This window comes from Paraburkholderia sp. GW821-FHT02A12 (assembly GCF_059422005.1).
This window is the reverse complement of sequence record NZ_JBWKWA010000002.1, coordinates 1,782,539-1,797,516: the sequence shown is the minus strand read 5'-3', so window position 1 is coordinate 1,797,516 and position 14,978 is coordinate 1,782,539. Positions and strand designations below refer to the sequence as shown.

At 63.1% G+C, this 14,978-nt stretch carries 14 protein-coding genes; 3 read left to right on the top strand and 11 right to left on the bottom strand.

Annotated elements, in window-relative coordinates; translation table 11 throughout:
• Positions 1–71 precede the first annotated feature (71 nt).
• The 8 genes from AC07WT_RS29465 to AC07WT_RS29430 all read right to left on the bottom strand — a co-directional run bounded on the left by AC07WT_RS29465 (position 72) and on the right by AC07WT_RS29430 (position 7,729).
• Positions 72–470, bottom strand: a complete 399-nt coding sequence (locus AC07WT_RS29465) for a hypothetical protein (RefSeq protein WP_494949667.1) — start codon at positions 468–470, stop codon at positions 72–74.
• 106 nt (positions 471–576) lie between these two features.
• On the bottom strand, positions 577–1,671 hold the full coding sequence (locus AC07WT_RS29460) for a PFL_4669 family integrating conjugative element protein (RefSeq protein ID WP_494949666.1): 1,095 nt from the start codon (positions 1,669–1,671) through the stop codon (positions 577–579).
• Positions 1,672–1,829: 158 nt separating this feature from the next.
• Positions 1,830–3,515 (bottom strand): hypothetical protein, encoded by a 1,686-nt coding sequence (locus tag AC07WT_RS29455; RefSeq protein WP_494949665.1) that lies wholly within the window; start codon positions 3,513–3,515, stop codon positions 1,830–1,832.
• Entirely contained in the window at positions 3,512–4,030 is a 519-nt protein-coding gene (locus tag AC07WT_RS29450) for a hypothetical protein (protein ID WP_494949664.1), read from the bottom strand. Before AC07WT_RS29450 ends, AC07WT_RS29455 begins: the two co-directional genes overlap by 4 nt.
• On the bottom strand, positions 4,011–4,484 hold the full coding sequence (locus AC07WT_RS29445; RefSeq protein ID WP_494949663.1) for a hypothetical protein: 474 nt from the start codon (positions 4,482–4,484) through the stop codon (positions 4,011–4,013). Before AC07WT_RS29445 ends, AC07WT_RS29450 begins: the two co-directional genes overlap by 20 nt.
• 227 nt (positions 4,485–4,711) lie before the next feature.
• Positions 4,712–6,514 carry a chromosome partitioning protein ParB gene (locus AC07WT_RS29440; protein WP_494949662.1) on the bottom strand — a complete coding sequence of 601 codons (1,803 nt, stop codon included), beginning with the start codon at positions 6,512–6,514 and terminating at the stop codon, positions 4,712–4,714.
• Positions 6,511–7,413, bottom strand: coding sequence for a ParA family protein (locus AC07WT_RS29435; protein ID WP_494949661.1), 903 nt, complete (start codon positions 7,411–7,413; stop codon positions 6,511–6,513). The genes AC07WT_RS29440 and AC07WT_RS29435 overlap by 4 nt, the downstream gene beginning before the upstream one ends.
• Positions 7,414–7,504: 91 nt before the next feature.
• Positions 7,505–7,729: a helix-turn-helix domain-containing protein gene (locus AC07WT_RS29430; RefSeq protein ID WP_494949660.1), complete on the bottom strand. Its 225-nt coding sequence runs from the start codon at positions 7,727–7,729 to the stop codon at positions 7,505–7,507.
• A 133-nt stretch (positions 7,730–7,862) separates the two neighbouring features.
• Here AC07WT_RS29430 and AC07WT_RS29425 point away from each other — a divergent pair, with 133 nt between their 5' ends.
• A complete protein-coding gene (locus AC07WT_RS29425; protein WP_494949659.1) occupies positions 7,863–8,300 on the top strand; it encodes a helix-turn-helix domain-containing protein in 438 nt (145 codons plus the stop codon).
• A gap of 113 nt (positions 8,301–8,413) precedes the next feature.
• On the opposite strand, the gene AC07WT_RS29420 is transcribed toward AC07WT_RS29425, so the two are convergent.
• Entirely contained in the window at positions 8,414–8,692 is a 279-nt protein-coding gene (locus AC07WT_RS29420) for a hypothetical protein (protein ID WP_494949658.1), read from the bottom strand.
• Between the two features lie 592 nt (positions 8,693–9,284).
• On the opposite strand from AC07WT_RS29420, the gene AC07WT_RS29415 reads away from it, so the two are divergent.
• Together AC07WT_RS29415 and AC07WT_RS29410 are read left to right on the top strand one after the other, a co-directional pair.
• Complete coding sequence (locus AC07WT_RS29415) at positions 9,285–10,238, top strand: fatty acid desaturase family protein (RefSeq protein ID WP_494949657.1); 954 nt, start codon at positions 9,285–9,287, stop codon at positions 10,236–10,238.
• Entirely contained in the window at positions 10,225–11,490 is a 1,266-nt protein-coding gene (locus AC07WT_RS29410; protein WP_494949656.1) for a sodium:solute symporter, read from the top strand. Before AC07WT_RS29415 ends, AC07WT_RS29410 begins: the two co-directional genes overlap by 14 nt.
• 547 nt (positions 11,491–12,037) lie before the next feature.
• Here the strand turns inward: AC07WT_RS29410 and AC07WT_RS29405 are convergent.
• Positions 12,038–13,960 carry a putative bifunctional diguanylate cyclase/phosphodiesterase gene (locus tag AC07WT_RS29405; RefSeq protein WP_494949655.1) on the bottom strand — a complete coding sequence of 641 codons (1,923 nt, stop codon included), beginning with the start codon at positions 13,958–13,960 and terminating at the stop codon, positions 12,038–12,040.
• A 514-nt stretch (positions 13,961–14,474) separates the two neighbouring features.
• Entirely contained in the window at positions 14,475–14,828 is a 354-nt protein-coding gene (locus AC07WT_RS29400) for a hypothetical protein (protein WP_494949654.1), read from the bottom strand.
• Positions 14,829–14,978: the final 150 nt, after the last annotated feature.

The window sequence follows — 14,978 nt, the reverse complement described above, 5'->3', positions numbered from 1 at the left end:
ACCTGTCTAGCGGCTGCTCTGCGTCAGCCTGATGTCCGCCAGTCAAAGCCTGACGAAGCTGCGCAACTGTCTCAGGTATCGTCTGGCCGCCGCAGCTTCACGGTGCCGCGTTCCAGGTACATCGCGAGCTGACTCGCCGCATACCGGAAAACCGACTCAAGTGCGTTGAGTTCCTTTGCGCGGGCCTCGCACTGCTGCAGATACACGCGTAGCGGCGCCGGAACGCGATTGAAACAGGTCTTCACACGCGGCCATGTGACCGCGTGCGGCTCACCACGCACGAACCAGTCCAGTCGATGACGCGTCGCGCCGCTCGCCAGTGCAATACGGACGCAGCGCAGCGAGACGTCGAGGTTCGCCGTCGCAGTTTCCAGCGCCAGCGTCTGCATTTCAGTCACGGTCTGATCGAGCCAGTGTTTGTACGAACGCTGCAGCACGCGAAACCCCACCTGTCCCGCGATCCGTGACACCGGCAGTGCCGTTGCGGGTTCATGAGCACCTGGCCCCTTACCCTTAAAGGCCTTTGAACGTCGATCCAGATCCGAAGCCCGGTCAGTCATTGCCGCAGTCCTCCCGTCATTGCACCAGCCCCTCTGCCGCAGCTTCCAGGACCCCATCGTCCCCGGACAGCGGCACAGTGTCGAGCAGCCGCAGTTCGGCATCCGACAGACGGTTCACGCGCCGCCGGCTGTGACGTGGTTCGCGCTCGCCCGTAAAGACATCGCGCGGCAAGACACCGAGCAATGCGCGCGCCGCCTCGACGCGTTGCCCTGCGGCAGCATCCGCGCCCGGCAGAAAGTCGACGCGCGACAGCGGCAGCAGCTCGGGGCGCGTGAGGACACGCTGGCAGTGCACCGCGAAATGGAACACGGACAGGCACCGGTGCTTCGCTGCGCCGATGCGCCGGAAACCTTCGGTCGACGACATCAGGTCGCGCAGCACGGCGGAGCGCACAAGGCGCACCAGGTAGTCGAGCTCCGCCAGCAGCATGACGATCATGTAGCCGTAGGGCGAGCCGAAGCCCAGCGAGACCTGTGCGGGTTCGCGCGACTGAAGCACCGGATAGTCGAGGCCCTTTTCGCGTGCGGCATCGAGCAGCTCGCGCGCGTGCTGCTGCTCCAGATCGTTGGCACGCCGGATACCCGCGATGCGCTCCGCGATCTCGATGAGTTTCCAGTCCGCGTACGGATTGTCGTTGCCCGACAGGGACCACAAGGCACGCAGGGCGGCCGCGACGCGCCGCCCGCCCGCCATGGGGTGCCGTTGAGTGCCCCCTTCGCCAGGCGCGACTGAGCGCCCCAGGAACAGCCGCATCGCGTCGCGCGTGTGCAGACGCATCCGGTCAGCGCCGTCGCTGCCCAGTTGCCCAATGCGGCTGATCTGCTGCGCCTCGTGCGGGCGCACCAGCGGATCACTGCCCTGTCGCAGCGCATGCGTCTCGCGCATGCGACTGAGCGCCTCCTCGCGTTCGAGAAAAAGCTGATAGCGGCCGAACAGCGGATCGGCCGGATCGGGATCCTCCCCGGCAATCAGGTGCGCGAGAACGGTGCGCTCGGCATCGAGGTCATAGCCGTCGGCAAAGGGCGACGACGCACAGCGTGCGAAGGCGTCGACAGATGGGTCGACAGATGGGTCAATGGGGGTGGAGATCGCGGCAGATGATGGATCCATGACAGGCTCCCTTGTATGGGGTTTCGGTGAACAGGGACGGCCGGCGCAGCCGTGTTACCCGGGGTAACACGGCCGACGGTCGCGATGTCTGGGCGATGGCTGTTACCCCGGGTAACAGCAGCGCGTTGGCGCATGCGCCGTAGCGCGCGAAGATCCGCTCACGCATGACGGTGCCCCTGACACGCAGGTTGATGCGCCGGTTCATACGCCGACCCATGCGTCGACCGGTGTGCGGCCCGGGCACGTAGCGCGTCGCGGATGGCCGCCAGATGCGAGCGTGCGGCTTCGCGCGTCGAGACGGGCGAGTCGCTCCCGCCAGGCTGGCGCCGGGACACCGCAACCGCACCCGGGGCACGCGATGTCCGCTCGCGTGCAACGCGTTCGAGATGCGCCCTCGTCGGCACGAACTCGCCGGCCACATAGCGACGCACGAGACCCGCGATGTAGGCCACGGGCAGCTGCACAGGCTGGTGGCGATGCCCTGCTGACATCTCGTCGAGCAACACCTGCCGGTGGGCAAGCGGAATGCGCGCGAGATGGCCGGCGATGAGTGAGCGCTCATCTGCGCCCAGCATGGCCGGCCAGACGATCGGACCAGGGTCGTCCATGGCGCCCGACTGCATCGGCGAAACGTTGATGCCCAACACCCACTGCGGCCTGTCGGGTGCCGCGACCGGCATGAGCGACCTCATCGGCATGAGCGCCAGGCCGGTGGTTGTCGTAGTCCAATATGTAGTCCTTCCGTATACGCGCGCGTCTGGAACGCACGTTTGTCGCCAGCGGTAATGGACGCAACCCGCCAACTGCATCCTCGCTGCAGCAGCGTCTGTGTCCTGGTTCGCATCCAGTGGGGGACTTGCGGTTGGCGACTTTTCCGGCGCGCTCCGGCCCGTACAGATGAACGGCAGATGGATGGCCCCGGAAAACCGCGCGCGGCTATCCGGGTGGTGATGTCCGCTGTTATCCAGGGCGTTATCCAGGCTGTTACCCGGGGTAACAGCCGTCGACCATGCCGCGGCAACACAGTTGTCTTCTTCGCTCAGGCTCTTCGCGAGCAGGTGCCTGCGCGTCGCGAGCCGCTCGCGCATATCTCCGCGCGACACGAGCCGCTCCAGCTGCAGCTTCAGCTCATCGGCATTGACCTGCGTGAACACGCGCCGGCCGGTGCACTGACGCGTGAGTTCGCGAATCAGCCCCTGCCGCACGAGCCGCGCTCGCGCGTTCTCGAGCTGTCGCCGGTTCAGACCCAGCGTGCGCTGCCACTCGCCGGCGGTGAGCGTGAACCACGTGCATTGCCGGTCGGCCTCGCGGCGCTGCAACTGGACCATGCGTGAGAGCAGCAATGCGGCGTTCACGTTGCCGACCAGGTCGACGAAAATACGCCGGTACGCAACCGTTGGCCCGAGCAGCACCTCAGCTGCGAACGCATCGGCGCGCATCGCTTCGATCGACGAGGGCAATTCGCTGACCATCGGGCAGGCTGCCCGTATCGCGTAGGAGATGGCGTCCACTTCCAGCCGGTAGTGCATGCGCGCCGGTTGACCGCCCCGCCACTCGGTCACAAGATCCGCGTTCCTCAGGCGCCGCCGCGCGTTCTCCTGCTCTTCGCGCGACAGTCCCGTTTCGAGCAGCCAGTGTTCACGGGTCTTGTGAACCCACCCGCCGTTGGCTTCCACATCGCGCCCGCGCCGTGTCCAGTACACCAGTTGCGAGAGCAGCAGCGCGGCCTTCGGATGGCCCGTGATGCGGGCAAGCCGTGTTCCGAAGGCAATGGGCCGATGGGCTCTGAGCATGGACCACAGCGTGTCGAACGCGGTGATATAGGGATGACATCCGGGCATCATGATTCTGCCTCCACTGGCTGCACCGACTGTACCGGCTGCTCCGGCCGGGCCGAATCGTCACGGCGCACGGGCGGCCACACGATATGTGCTGTACGTTCCTGCGCCTTCTGCTGCAGCAGCGCGAGAACCGCCGACCAGAGAATGCGGCACTCCTCCTGTGCGGGCGTCTGCGCGCTCTTTCTGCGGCGATACGCGATCAGCCCTTTCGAGCGAAGCACGCGCCGCGCGGCACGCAGCTGCGCCGGCGTGAGCGCCAGTCGCCGCTCGAACTCGTCGCTCGCAACCTGAAGCCATGCATGCTGGCGCCCGCTCTCGCTCTCGAGCGTTGACAGCTCGGTGAGCATCGCCGCCGCAGCGAGGTCGCCGCAGATCTCGACGAAACACCGGTCGATCGTGACCGGCGCATCGAGCATGGAGAGAACCATTTCGGTCTCGGCCGGTGGTAGTCCGGGCGAATCGTTCCAGGTCCTGCCGGGCAGCAGGTTGCCCTCGGGATCAAGTCGCATGTCGTACATGGTGAGGCTCCTCACAGGAAGAAGATGAATGACGGTCGCGGGTGTCCGGGTCGAGTGCCGCGAAAAGCGTGGCGAGCGACCATTGACCCTGACACCGCGCATGCAGCGCCAGGTAGCGTTCGCGCAGGTCGCCGATATCGTTCAGCCGGGCCCACGCATCGAACAACGTGTCCATCTCGCACGGCGGCAGCGCGCGCGGTTTGGTCGGTCGGGCCACGCCGAGCCCGGCCCGTAACTGCGCGATCGTGGTGCGCGTGGCCGTGCGGAAGAACCTGCGGATCATCGGAATGCTGGCCTGCCTTTCGACAAACGCGCGCAACAGGTCCTGGTCGCGCCATTGCCGTTCGATCAGCTCGCAGCGACGCTGCAAACTGCCCGCATCCACATGGAGGCGTAACGCGCCGGACGCGAGCAGATCACGAACGAGCGTTGATGCGCGCGCATCACCCAGCACGCGTCGGACTGTCGCGGGAAGCGCATCGGGCGCCTGCGTTGCCAGCTCTGTCAGTTGCGTCAACTGTGTCGGCGACGTCCGGTTGGTCGCGCCTGTTTCACATGAAACTTTGCATTCCTCAGTGATGGGACCGGTATGCCGGGTCGCCGTTGTGCAGCAGGCAATTAGCTCGAGCAGCGCGAAGTGTTCGAGCGACGCACTCCTGATGCACAGGAAGCCCTCTTCCATCACAGGCCTCCGCGCCGCAGCCGCTCGTCGGCACCCGGCTCGGGCCAGCGGGCGGGCGTAAAGCGTTCGTGATGGGCCACCCGAAAAGCACGCGCGAGGCGGATGAGCTCAGCCCACCACAGTCCGATCGGGTGATCCGGGTTGAGCATCACGTCGAACATCACGTCCATGCGGTCGCCGAGCAACGGCTCACCGACACGCGCGTCACACGCGCGGTTCCACGAATCGTCGTCGCGCGCCATCTGCGCAAAGAGCGTGTCGCGTGGGATACGGGCGATGCCCGTTGCAGTGTTTTGCCGGGACAGACCGACGAGCCACCACCATCCGAGGTAGCGGTTCAACGCCGCCTTGTCGCGCCCCGCCTCGGGCGAGAGCCGCGGTTGACCCGGCGGTGGCGGCTCGATCATGAAGCCGTATGGCAGCGCAGGCGCATCGCGCACACTGCCATCGAGACCGCAGTTGCGCGCGAAAGCCACCACCGCCTCCCGGAGGAGCTCACCTTCGCCCGACACGGAAGCCGCATGTTCTTCGCCAGGCCGGTTCAGATCGGCCGCCACCGGTGCGGATCCTTCAACGGGTGTGCGCTGTGGGCCCGGCGGTGCAGTGCCGGATTCGACTGTCCGTTTGCCGGAAGCCGTCAGGTCCGGCCCCGCGGCATCTTGCTCGCGCCCGGTATTATCCACCTCGTCCGCGTCGGGCGCCCCGGGCGCAAGGGGCCGCGCCGCGTCCAGCATGGCCGGCCCATCGTCGGGTTCATGAGATGGCACGGCCTGGGAAGCGTCGGGCCGCTGCACCTGCATGCCGCCCGCTTCGCGCAGATCGTCGCTGGCGGCATCCGGTGTGCGCTCAAGCAGGTGGCACATCCGCTCAAATGCATCCCGCGACACGCCCAGCTCGCTCGCCATGCGTTGACGCAATCCATCGACCAGGTGGGCCGCATCGAACGGGGCACGCTCTTCACGCGCTCGCGGATCCTGGGCGCGGTGATCCTGGGGGCGGTGATCCGGGGCCCGGCGCGCCGGCAACCCGGCATCGTCGGGCTCGCCGATGGCGGCGATGCCCGTCAGTTGCGGATCGATCACGCGCGCCTGCACCCATTGATCATCAAAGCCCAGGCGCCTGGCCAGCCGTAGCAGCATACCGATGCCAGGCTGGATGACATCGACGAGCGCGCGTCGGCTGAGGTACACCGTGGCCGGTCCGAGCGCCGACAGCCGGTCGACCGCAAACTGGAATAACGCGAGCAGCACATGGCTCACCGGTGCCCCTTCCTGTTCGAGCAGCCGCGAAAGCTCCCGCAGCGATAGCGGTGCGCCCCGCTCGGCTTCCAGATCAGCCTTCAGCGCGAGATAACCGTTCGCCTTGTCCCAGAAACAGAGATCGGCGCGCTGTTCGTTTTCACGCAGGTGCGCAGCCAGCAGCCGGGCTTCGCCCGGATACGGCACATAGACAAAGTCGTAGTAGAGAAAACGCGCATCACCCGTTTCGTCGTAGAGGGCCGTCGCCGCGGTCACGCGCGAATTGCCGCCCTTCGCGACCACGTAGCGCGTCTCGCCTGGACGACGTGTCACCGTCACGATCTGCTCGATTCCGTTGGCACGGATCGACTCCTTGAGCTCCACGATGCGTTCATGCGATGCGCGCCGGGGATTGCGCTCGTAGACCATCACGTCGGTGATGCTCAGGCGGATCACCGAGGTGAGCTGCGGTTCGGGCGTGTGCGCCGCCGGCGGCGGCACGGCAAGGCGCTGTGCGGCGAGTTCTTCGCGCGCTACGCCGGGCGACTTTCCTGACGGGTTCATGCGACCGCCCCCTGCCCGTCATGCCCGTCATCACCGCTCGCCCGGTCGCCCGTTACAGCATCAGCCGCGGCGCGCCGTGATGACCCGGCATAGACATTCGCCAGTGACGGGAACAGCTCCCACGCAAGCCGGTGCATGACGTTCCATGCGGAGTTGTCGAAGCGTCTGCGACGATCGAAGTCATGCACGGGAATGCGTGCCGTCGCTGCTGCCGCATAGGCCGCAGCCGAAGGAATGACCGTGTCGAGCACCCTGACTTTCGGGTAATGCGCGAACCGCTGCCGCAGCACGGCCGCGAGTGCGCGCGCGTTGGTGGTGCGCTCATGCGCATTGATCAGCGCGAGCAGCTCGCCCGAGCGGAACGACTCACCAAAATCAGAAAGCCGGTTCAGCTCGTCGAGCATCGCAATCGTCCCTGTAGCGAACTCGCTCGCGCTCAGTGCGTCGGGCTTCACCGGCGAGACCATGAAGTCCGCAGCCATCGCCGCGGACTTCTGCAGCTCACCGACGGCACCCTGCGTATCGATCAGCACGACGTCATACGGCTCCATCAACGCACTACGCATCGCCCGGCGCAGGATCATGAGACGGTCCTCGCGACGGTTGAGCCACGCCTGCAGTCCCGCATCGGGCGTATCGGAATAGATGAGATCGAGGTTTGAGAAGATCGTCCGGCTGATGCAGTCCGCCGACGGATTGCCGCCTGAGGTCACGACCGCGCTCAAGCCCGACGGTGAACGGTAATGGACGGGAAAGAACCTGCTTAGACTGGGCTGGACATCTGCATCGATCGCGAGCACCTTCAGGCCGAAGGCCGCGAGCAGGCCGCCCAGATTGGCGGCGACGGTCGTCTTACCGACGCCGCCTTTGGTGGAGACGAAGGAGATAACAAGCGGCACGATGGGATATCCGGTACAGCGTCATTGCCTGATTGGAAATTCGGAGGTTGAAACAGAAAAAACCGGACTGCGTCACAGTGACAGGCAGCCGTTACTCTCCACGGTCCACGTCATCGACGGCATCGTTGCCGTCGGAGCGCGTGAGTTGCGACGCAATCCACTTTTCATACTCGTCCACCGGAAACAGCCGCCGGCGACCCACGCGCAGCGACGGCGGCATCGGCAGCCCGAGCGTGAGGCGGTTGCGCGCAGTGGCAGGCGCGATATGCAGCTCCCGCGCGATCTCCTCCAGCGTGTAGAAACGCCTGCCCATCACGCGGCCTCCATGAACGCGGCAGGCCCCAGCGGTCCAGGGTCTTCCGTTTCTGTCCAGGTACGTCCAGTCTTGTCCATTACTCAAATGTTCCTATAATTGAGGCACGAAATCACTTTAGGAATGTGAGACGGGCATGTCAAGCATCAACGATCACGGCGACTATCACCAGCGCGTTGCACAGGTGCGTGAGCATCTCGAACTGTCGCAGGAAAAAATGGCCCGGCAACTGGCGCTCTCCCTGCGTGCGTATGCGAACTATGAGCGTGGCGAACGTGCGGTCCCTGTCGAACTGGTGCGCGCACTGTACGAGCAGTTTTCAGTCGATCCCGTGTGGCTGCTCACGGGTACGGGCGCGATGATCCTCGATCACGATGTGCGATACCGGCTCGACCAGAAGACGCTCGACAGCGTGCTGGTCGCCGTCGCGCGCATCGAACAGCGCCTTGAAGTCCCGCTCGACGCGAAAAAGAAGGCGAGACTGATCGGTCTGCTCTACGAGCAGTGCCAGCTGTTGGGCGAGAGTGCGGAGCAAATCCTGAAGGACTCGCGCATCAGTCGCCTCGCACGTTGATTGCGCTCACGGCAACGACAGGAACAATTGCGCAAACGATGTCCGTCAATCATCTGTTCCATTAATCTGCCGACGTAGCGTTTTAAGCAGGTTCGGAATTGCCTGCGATATCGTCACTGTTCGTGGAGAAAGCAATGGGACGCCGGGAAGAAATCAGCAAGGAACTGGATCAACTGGCCAGCGAGATCGAAAAGGACGCGCTGCTCGCCCGGGGCGAGCATGCCGCGAAACCCGTACTGGCGCATATTACGCATATCCGCCTCGAACTCGCCATTACACAGCACGCGCCCGCCGGACTGCAGATCCGTATTTCGACGGAACCCGTCGACGGTGGCGAACCAGCGTAGCCGGCGCGCGTCCTGCACCAGGCGGCCGCCGACACGCTGACTCATCAAACACCCGTGACCGGCAGTGCGGTTGCCGCACGAAATACAGCAATTGTCGCGGCACAACGCCTGTTTCCGACGGGGATGCGAAAAGCATGTTCACGCCCCTGCGTTGGTTGCCGGTCCAGCATCGCAACACCTATGACGATCGTCTTCGCAAAGCACCGCGTCACCCGGGGATCCATAAACGGCTCGTAACCGAACCGACACGCCAGGTGATTGATGTCGCATCGCACATGACCATTATGATTAGCACTACTTACATGATTGCATCGTGACATTGCGTGATGTCGCTGTGCAGGCCGCCCGGCGTTTTACTGCGCGTCGCCATACTCCAGGTCCGACGACGTGTAGATTCTCCGCCCTTCACTCCGGCAATCTTCATCGGCGCTGAGTTCAATCAGCGTACACAAAAAACGTCGTACGCCGGTTGCCTCAAATGCAACTGCATCAATATTTTCGCAATCGATGATCGACCGCCCGGTCCTTTCGTAAGATCAAAACTCACCCGTCGTTAGCTTTGTCATGCGATGCGCTTTCGCGTTCGCTGCGGGCGACGTATTTGTCTTCGTTGTGAGGTAATCCATGCGAGGTATCCATGAATAATCGCGCTGTCATTCACGACCAGGATGTGATCCGCGCTGCCTTTCCCGATTGGGAAACCCTTCACCGTGAGATGTCGTCACCCGATCTGCTCCATGTCGTCATCGATATCGTGTTCGACTGGCTGAGCATCACCGTCGCCGTGCTGGCGCTGCTTCGTATCGGATGGTGGACAGCACCTGTGGCTGTTGCATGGGTCGGTAACCGGCAGCGCGCGCTCGGCAATTTGCTGCACGACGCCGGGCATCGTAATCTCGCAGGCAACGGCCGGTTCAACGACGCGCTCGCGCGCTTTTTCGTTGCGCCCGCACTCTTTAACAGCCTCGTCCTTTATCGCGAACTTCACGCCCGCCACCATGCGTGGCTCGGCGACCTCGGTCGCGACCCCGACTACATCGCCGTCCAACCTGGACGCGAGGGCAGCTGGTGGCAACCGTTTTTCAGGGTGCTGCTGACGCGGACCGCCTGGATGGGTTCGATATTCGGTCACCTGCATCTGCCAGGGCTGCGCTGGACACAGCGCGTCGGCATCATCGGATGGTGGGTCGTGGTATTGAGTGCCGTGTCTCTGGTATGGGGCGTTCATGCTGCCGCGTCTTTCTTCGGCACCTGGATGATCGCGAGAACCACCGTCTTTCACGCGATCACCACGTTTCGGGAGCTGTGCGATCACTTCGGTCTGGCACAAGGCGGCATTTTCAGTTACACGCGTGACGTCTCGTCCCGCAACCTCTGGCGCTGGGTAATTCACCCGCGAAACAACGGTTATCACCTCACGCATCACCTGATGCCGTCGGTACCCTATCACCGCCTGCCGTGCGCACAGCGCAAGCTGCTGGCGTTGCCTGCCTTCGCCAGTGCGGCGCGGGTCTGCCACGCGTATTTTCATGGGCCCGATGCGGTCGTGCGTGAATGGGAAATCCGTGGAGGCGAAAATGTTGCAGCGTAATCTCGGTACGATTCGTGTGGCCGCGCTGCTCATCTCGGCGAGCTATGGTGTTGCATTCCTGCTGGGCTCCGGCGAAATGGCCCTCCACGCCGGCATGGCGGGCAGTCTGTATGCAATCGTCACCGCGCTGGGGATGCTCGGGCTCGCGTTGGCTGCGCCGACGCTCTGGCGCGCACGCGTACTTATCTGGGATGCGTTTGGCGAGCGTTACGGTCCGGTGGTGCGCAAGCTCGTCGCACTCCTCTCGCTCATCTGGATGTCCGGCGTACTTGCGGCCCAGATCCACGGCGGGATCGCCGTGCTCGTCGCGGCGGGGCTGCCCGCAACGCACGCACTCGGTCTGATCGCTGCGGCGCTACTGGTCATGTCCTGCATCGATCTCGGCATCGCTGCGATGCTCTTTGCGTGCTGCCTGCTGGCGACGAACATCGCGCTTGTGCATGCGCTCGTCGCATCAAACGGGCTACCCGTGTATCTGCATGCGTGGCCGTCCTTCATTGGGGAGATACGCGCTGCGCCACGAGCAGAGACGCTGGTCACTGTCGCAGCGGTCGGCTTTCTTGTCATCACGGGATCGGACTATCAACAGTTCGCCATCGCTGCACGCCGACCGCGAGATGCCTGGCTCGGCTGCGTGCTCGCGAGCCTTTTCCTGATGGTCACGGGATTTCTTCCCGCCGCAACGGTCGTCGCAGCGCTGCAATCCGGCAAGCTGTTCGGCCTGACGGAGACCGCGAGCGCCATCCCATGGATCATGCTACAGACCAGTGGGGCGATGGGGATGGTTTGCATCGGCGTCATCCTGCTCGCCGCGCTCGGATCCGGTACTGCCATTACGCGAGCGATGTCATCGGCCCTCGATGGCCTGCATTCGGGTGACGGTCGCCACGCGTCCGCGTCGCGCGTGCTGATCGTTGCCACTGGATGCGCAATCGCGACGGACGGTCAGGCGATCGTCTCAACCATCGTTTCGCTGAACGTCGTGTATGTCGCGGCCGTCGGGTTGCTGTTTCTCATTCACGAGACAGGACGACGCGTTGCACGGCGCTGCGCATCATGGATGCTGACGTCCGGGGCCGGGGCCTCCCTGTTCGCATCAGTGATGAACTGGACGGGTACCGGCAATTTGCCCGGCTGGCTGCCGCTGCCAGTCGGCCTGCTCGCGTCCACCTGCGTGCTCGCGGCATGGCAGCTTGCCCCGTCTGTGGGTCGCGCCCTCTATAGGCGTTCGCTGCCAGACCGGTTAAATTGACGCCCGGAAGGCGTCATATGAACGGGTCCGGACGGTTGGCCGTATTCATTGCGGATCCTGGCCGAGCGCAGCAGCGTGCCGGAACGAAGCGTCACTGGAAATCATGGGCGCGTCGACAGCTGCATTGCTCCGGGCCGCCCGCCTCGTCATCAAGGCAGAATCAGCCACCACGGCTGGCGGTCGGGTGGCGTGCGGCGCGTGCACTATCGGTTTCGCGCAATGTACAGCGCCCAACCCAAGCATGGTTTGCCCGGTGATTCCTTCAACGTTTTGGCGACTCCGGATCAGGCGTCTTCTCCATCACATGGCGGTTTCGCGACGGTCCGAAGCGCGTGCTACCGGCGAATCGCGTCGTGCTCCCTGTCCGCGATGGCGCACGCACATCCCAGGTTTTCCGGCGACGCGCCGACGGGAACTCTCAAAGGCTTACGCGCGAACTGCGTGGCTAACACGGCGATCTCGTGACCGCCGTCGTGTCGGGGCGCGGCATAAGCGACGCTGTATCCGATGCGACACCGTCATTGTCCCTTGCGCAGGAGTGCGTAAGCTATCTCGCGTCGTGCCTGGTGCCCGCGATGCGCGTGATTGACTCGGCGCGCACCGGTCGCCCGAGCAGAAATCCTTGCGCATAGGTGCAACCGCACGCGCGCAGAAACTCCAGCTGCTCTTCAGTCTCGACGCCCTCCGCAGTGGTCGGGATCCCGATTTCACGCGCCAACGCAGCTATGCCACGAACGACCGCGGCCGATTTCACGCCCTGCAAGGCCTCGCGGACAAAGGAACCATCGATCTTCAGCGCATCGAATGAGAAGCGTACCAGTGTCGACATCGTCGAAAAACCGGCGCCAAAGTCGTCGAGTATCAGACGAATTCCCATCTCCCGCAGTTTCCTGAGGTTCTGACGCGTCGTGATGTCGTCAGCGAGAAAGACGGTCTCCGTGACCTCGATCTGCAGGCGGTGCGCTGGCAGCTTCGTCGCATCGAGAACCGAAAACACGATCGACGCAAAGGAATGCTCGCGCAGTTGCACAGGCGAGACATTGACCGATAGCACCGCGACGTCACGCCAGGTCGCGGCATCCGCGCATGACTGTCGCAGCACCCACTCACCCAATGCAACGATAAGGCCGGTGCGCTCCGCTATCGGGATGAAGGCAGCCGGCGAGAGTTCGCCACGGGACGGGTGCCGCCAGCGCAAAAGGGCTTCCCGTCCAGCAATCAAGCTGCCCTGGATCTCGACGATTGGCTGATACTCGATTCGTAGCCCGTTAAAAGACTGCAAGGCACCCTCAAGGTCGCTTCGCAGCAAGCTCAGATCGTCGTCGAACGCATGCGTGTCCGGGTCAAAAACCGCAAACGCGCTTTTGCCGCTCCGCTTGACGGCATGCAGCGCGCGATCGGCGCACACCATTAACTCCGGGCCCGTGCGCCCATGCGCGGGATGTAATGCAATTCCGACGCTGGCTCCAATGTGTACTGTGGCCTCAGGCAATACAAACGGACGCGCCATCAACTTGACGATTCTGTCCGCAAGTGAGCCGGCGTCGCTGTTCGAAGCGCAACTCCCGCAAAGAACGACAAACTCGTCGCTAGCCAGTCGCCCAATCAGTTCCCGATCAGGAGAGATCCCCGCAAGACGGGTCGCCGCCTGCAAAAGAATCTGGTCTCCCGCGGCGTGGCCAAGGCTGTCATTTATCGCCTTGAAGCCATCGAGGTCGACTAGCAGCAACGCAAAGGCTCGGCAGTCGTGCGACGAGCCGCCTTCTGTTCGCTCGAACAGCAGTTCATTGATTCGCGCGCGGTTGGGCAGCCCGGTAAGGCTGTCGTGATGAGCGAGATAGTCGCTGCGTTCCCGTGCTATCAGCAGGCCTACCGTGTCCCGGTTGCTGCGAATTGAAACCGAGAAAAAGCCCGCGGCGCAAAACGGCGCCTGAAGCAGCAATACGAGCTTGCCCGAACCTGGCGACGTGGCAGCCCCCAACCCTAACAGGCCGAGGATCAGTGTAATCTGGATCATGGCCAGTCGCGGCGTGCCGGCATTGCGTCCCGCAAGACCGCCGATGACCCCGACCGCGCACACGTTGCCGATGAGAAAGAGAGTCGAATCCCCGCTGGTGTTGCAGAGAAATACGCCGAAGCCAAACAGCGCACCCCAGAGAATGCTTGCGAAAAGGAAATGCGACGTGAACGTTGGGTGTCCAAGCGCCACCCGCCGGCAGCTCAGGTATATCAATGTCAGTCGCACTGCCAGTAATATCGCGACAGCGCCGATCCAGTACGCGTAAAGCCTTGTTGGATGCCGGAAAAACGCAGTAGCCGCGACACTGATTTCGCAAACTGACGCGAAGACGATTTCCGGCGTGCGCGTGAAGAGATTGGCCAGCAGTACCTGCCGGTTATCGGCACTCAGACCTGGCTCTGAGGAGATCACCCACCTGAAGAATGCAGTTCCTGGTTCGCTGAAAGGCATATCCAACCCGCATTGACAATTCCGTATTAGGAATTCGGATTATGCCTAGATTCGCGGCGTTTTTCGCATTCATTGCAAGCAGAGAAACCGCTTACTACAGAAAACATCTGGCATCCTAAGATACAGAACGCTTACTGGAGTCAGTTATACGTATCAACAGTTTCGCACATGAATGCGCAGAGAATCCGTAGCATCGATTGCTCTCGTCCATCGACAACCAAAGGCGTTTTCTGCAATTGCCTGTCATGTTCTTCACAACCGGCGTCCGGCGCGCGATGGTATACGGCGCTTAATTCCAGTCGCCCATTCCGTTGCCGTGCTTATACGCCAGCGTGAGCTGGCGATCGGCCACTCAACTGATGGCCGCTTAAAGAACGCGCAGCAAAAAGTCAGCTGCTTTCCCGGGCCATCCGGCTTCAAGCGCTGACCGATATATCGACACCGCACCAGCCTATCGACCTGATTGCGCCGCATTGGCAGGATGCAGCATCGCGGCATTTTGCCGTGCTGACATTCAGCTATCGAGCTCCGCCATTCCGCAAACATCACCCGCCCGCTCTACTACCCCGAGCCACTTTTGCAGCTTCTCGCCGCTCCCGTCGAGCAGTCTGCCGGCCAGCGCGGGATCGTTCGCCGAGCTCAGCATATTGTAGAGACCGAGGTATGCTGCAAGGAGGTAATGCATGGTTACGCTCAGTTCGTTGCGTTTGCCTGCACCGCGTTGGGCGTTTCGGTGCATATCTTCAATAGCGCATCGAAGCATTTCGCCAACATAAGGCAACGGGATGCCATTACGGTATTGCCGCGAGGTGAAGGCCTGCCCGTTCGCATTGAGCGGAAGACGCCCCTCGTAAAGTCGCTTTGCCACTACAGTTCCATACTTTGAAATGCCACAACAGGCTGTAAATCACACAGTCTGCAACGGCCTGCCGGCGGATCTCTCGCCGTCGGCCCGGTCAACCTGGCAATAAACGATTGCGCCTGACACTGATTGCGAGTCTTACGGACCGCGGACGGT

Coding starts and splice junctions, on each gene's coding strand:
- AC07WT_RS29460 (WP_494949666.1), bottom strand. CDS start 1,671: ATGGATCCATCATCTGCCGCGATCTCCACCCCCATTGACCCATCTGTC.
- AC07WT_RS29455 (WP_494949665.1), bottom strand. CDS start 3,515: ATGATGCCCGGATGTCATCCCTATATCACCGCGTTCGACACGCTGTGG.
- AC07WT_RS29450 (WP_494949664.1), bottom strand. CDS start 4,030: ATGTACGACATGCGACTTGATCCCGAGGGCAACCTGCTGCCCGGCAGG.
- AC07WT_RS29440 (WP_494949662.1), bottom strand. CDS start 6,514: ATGAACCCGTCAGGAAAGTCGCCCGGCGTAGCGCGCGAAGAACTCGCC.
- AC07WT_RS29425 (WP_494949659.1), top strand. CDS start 7,863: ATGTCAAGCATCAACGATCACGGCGACTATCACCAGCGCGTTGCACAG.
- AC07WT_RS29420 (WP_494949658.1), bottom strand. CDS start 8,692: ATGAGTCAGCGTGTCGGCGGCCGCCTGGTGCAGGACGCGCGCCGGCTA.
- AC07WT_RS29415 (WP_494949657.1), top strand. CDS start 9,285: ATGAATAATCGCGCTGTCATTCACGACCAGGATGTGATCCGCGCTGCC.
- AC07WT_RS29410 (WP_494949656.1), top strand. CDS start 10,225: ATGTTGCAGCGTAATCTCGGTACGATTCGTGTGGCCGCGCTGCTCATC.
- AC07WT_RS29405 (WP_494949655.1), bottom strand. CDS start 13,960: ATGCCTTTCAGCGAACCAGGAACTGCATTCTTCAGGTGGGTGATCTCC.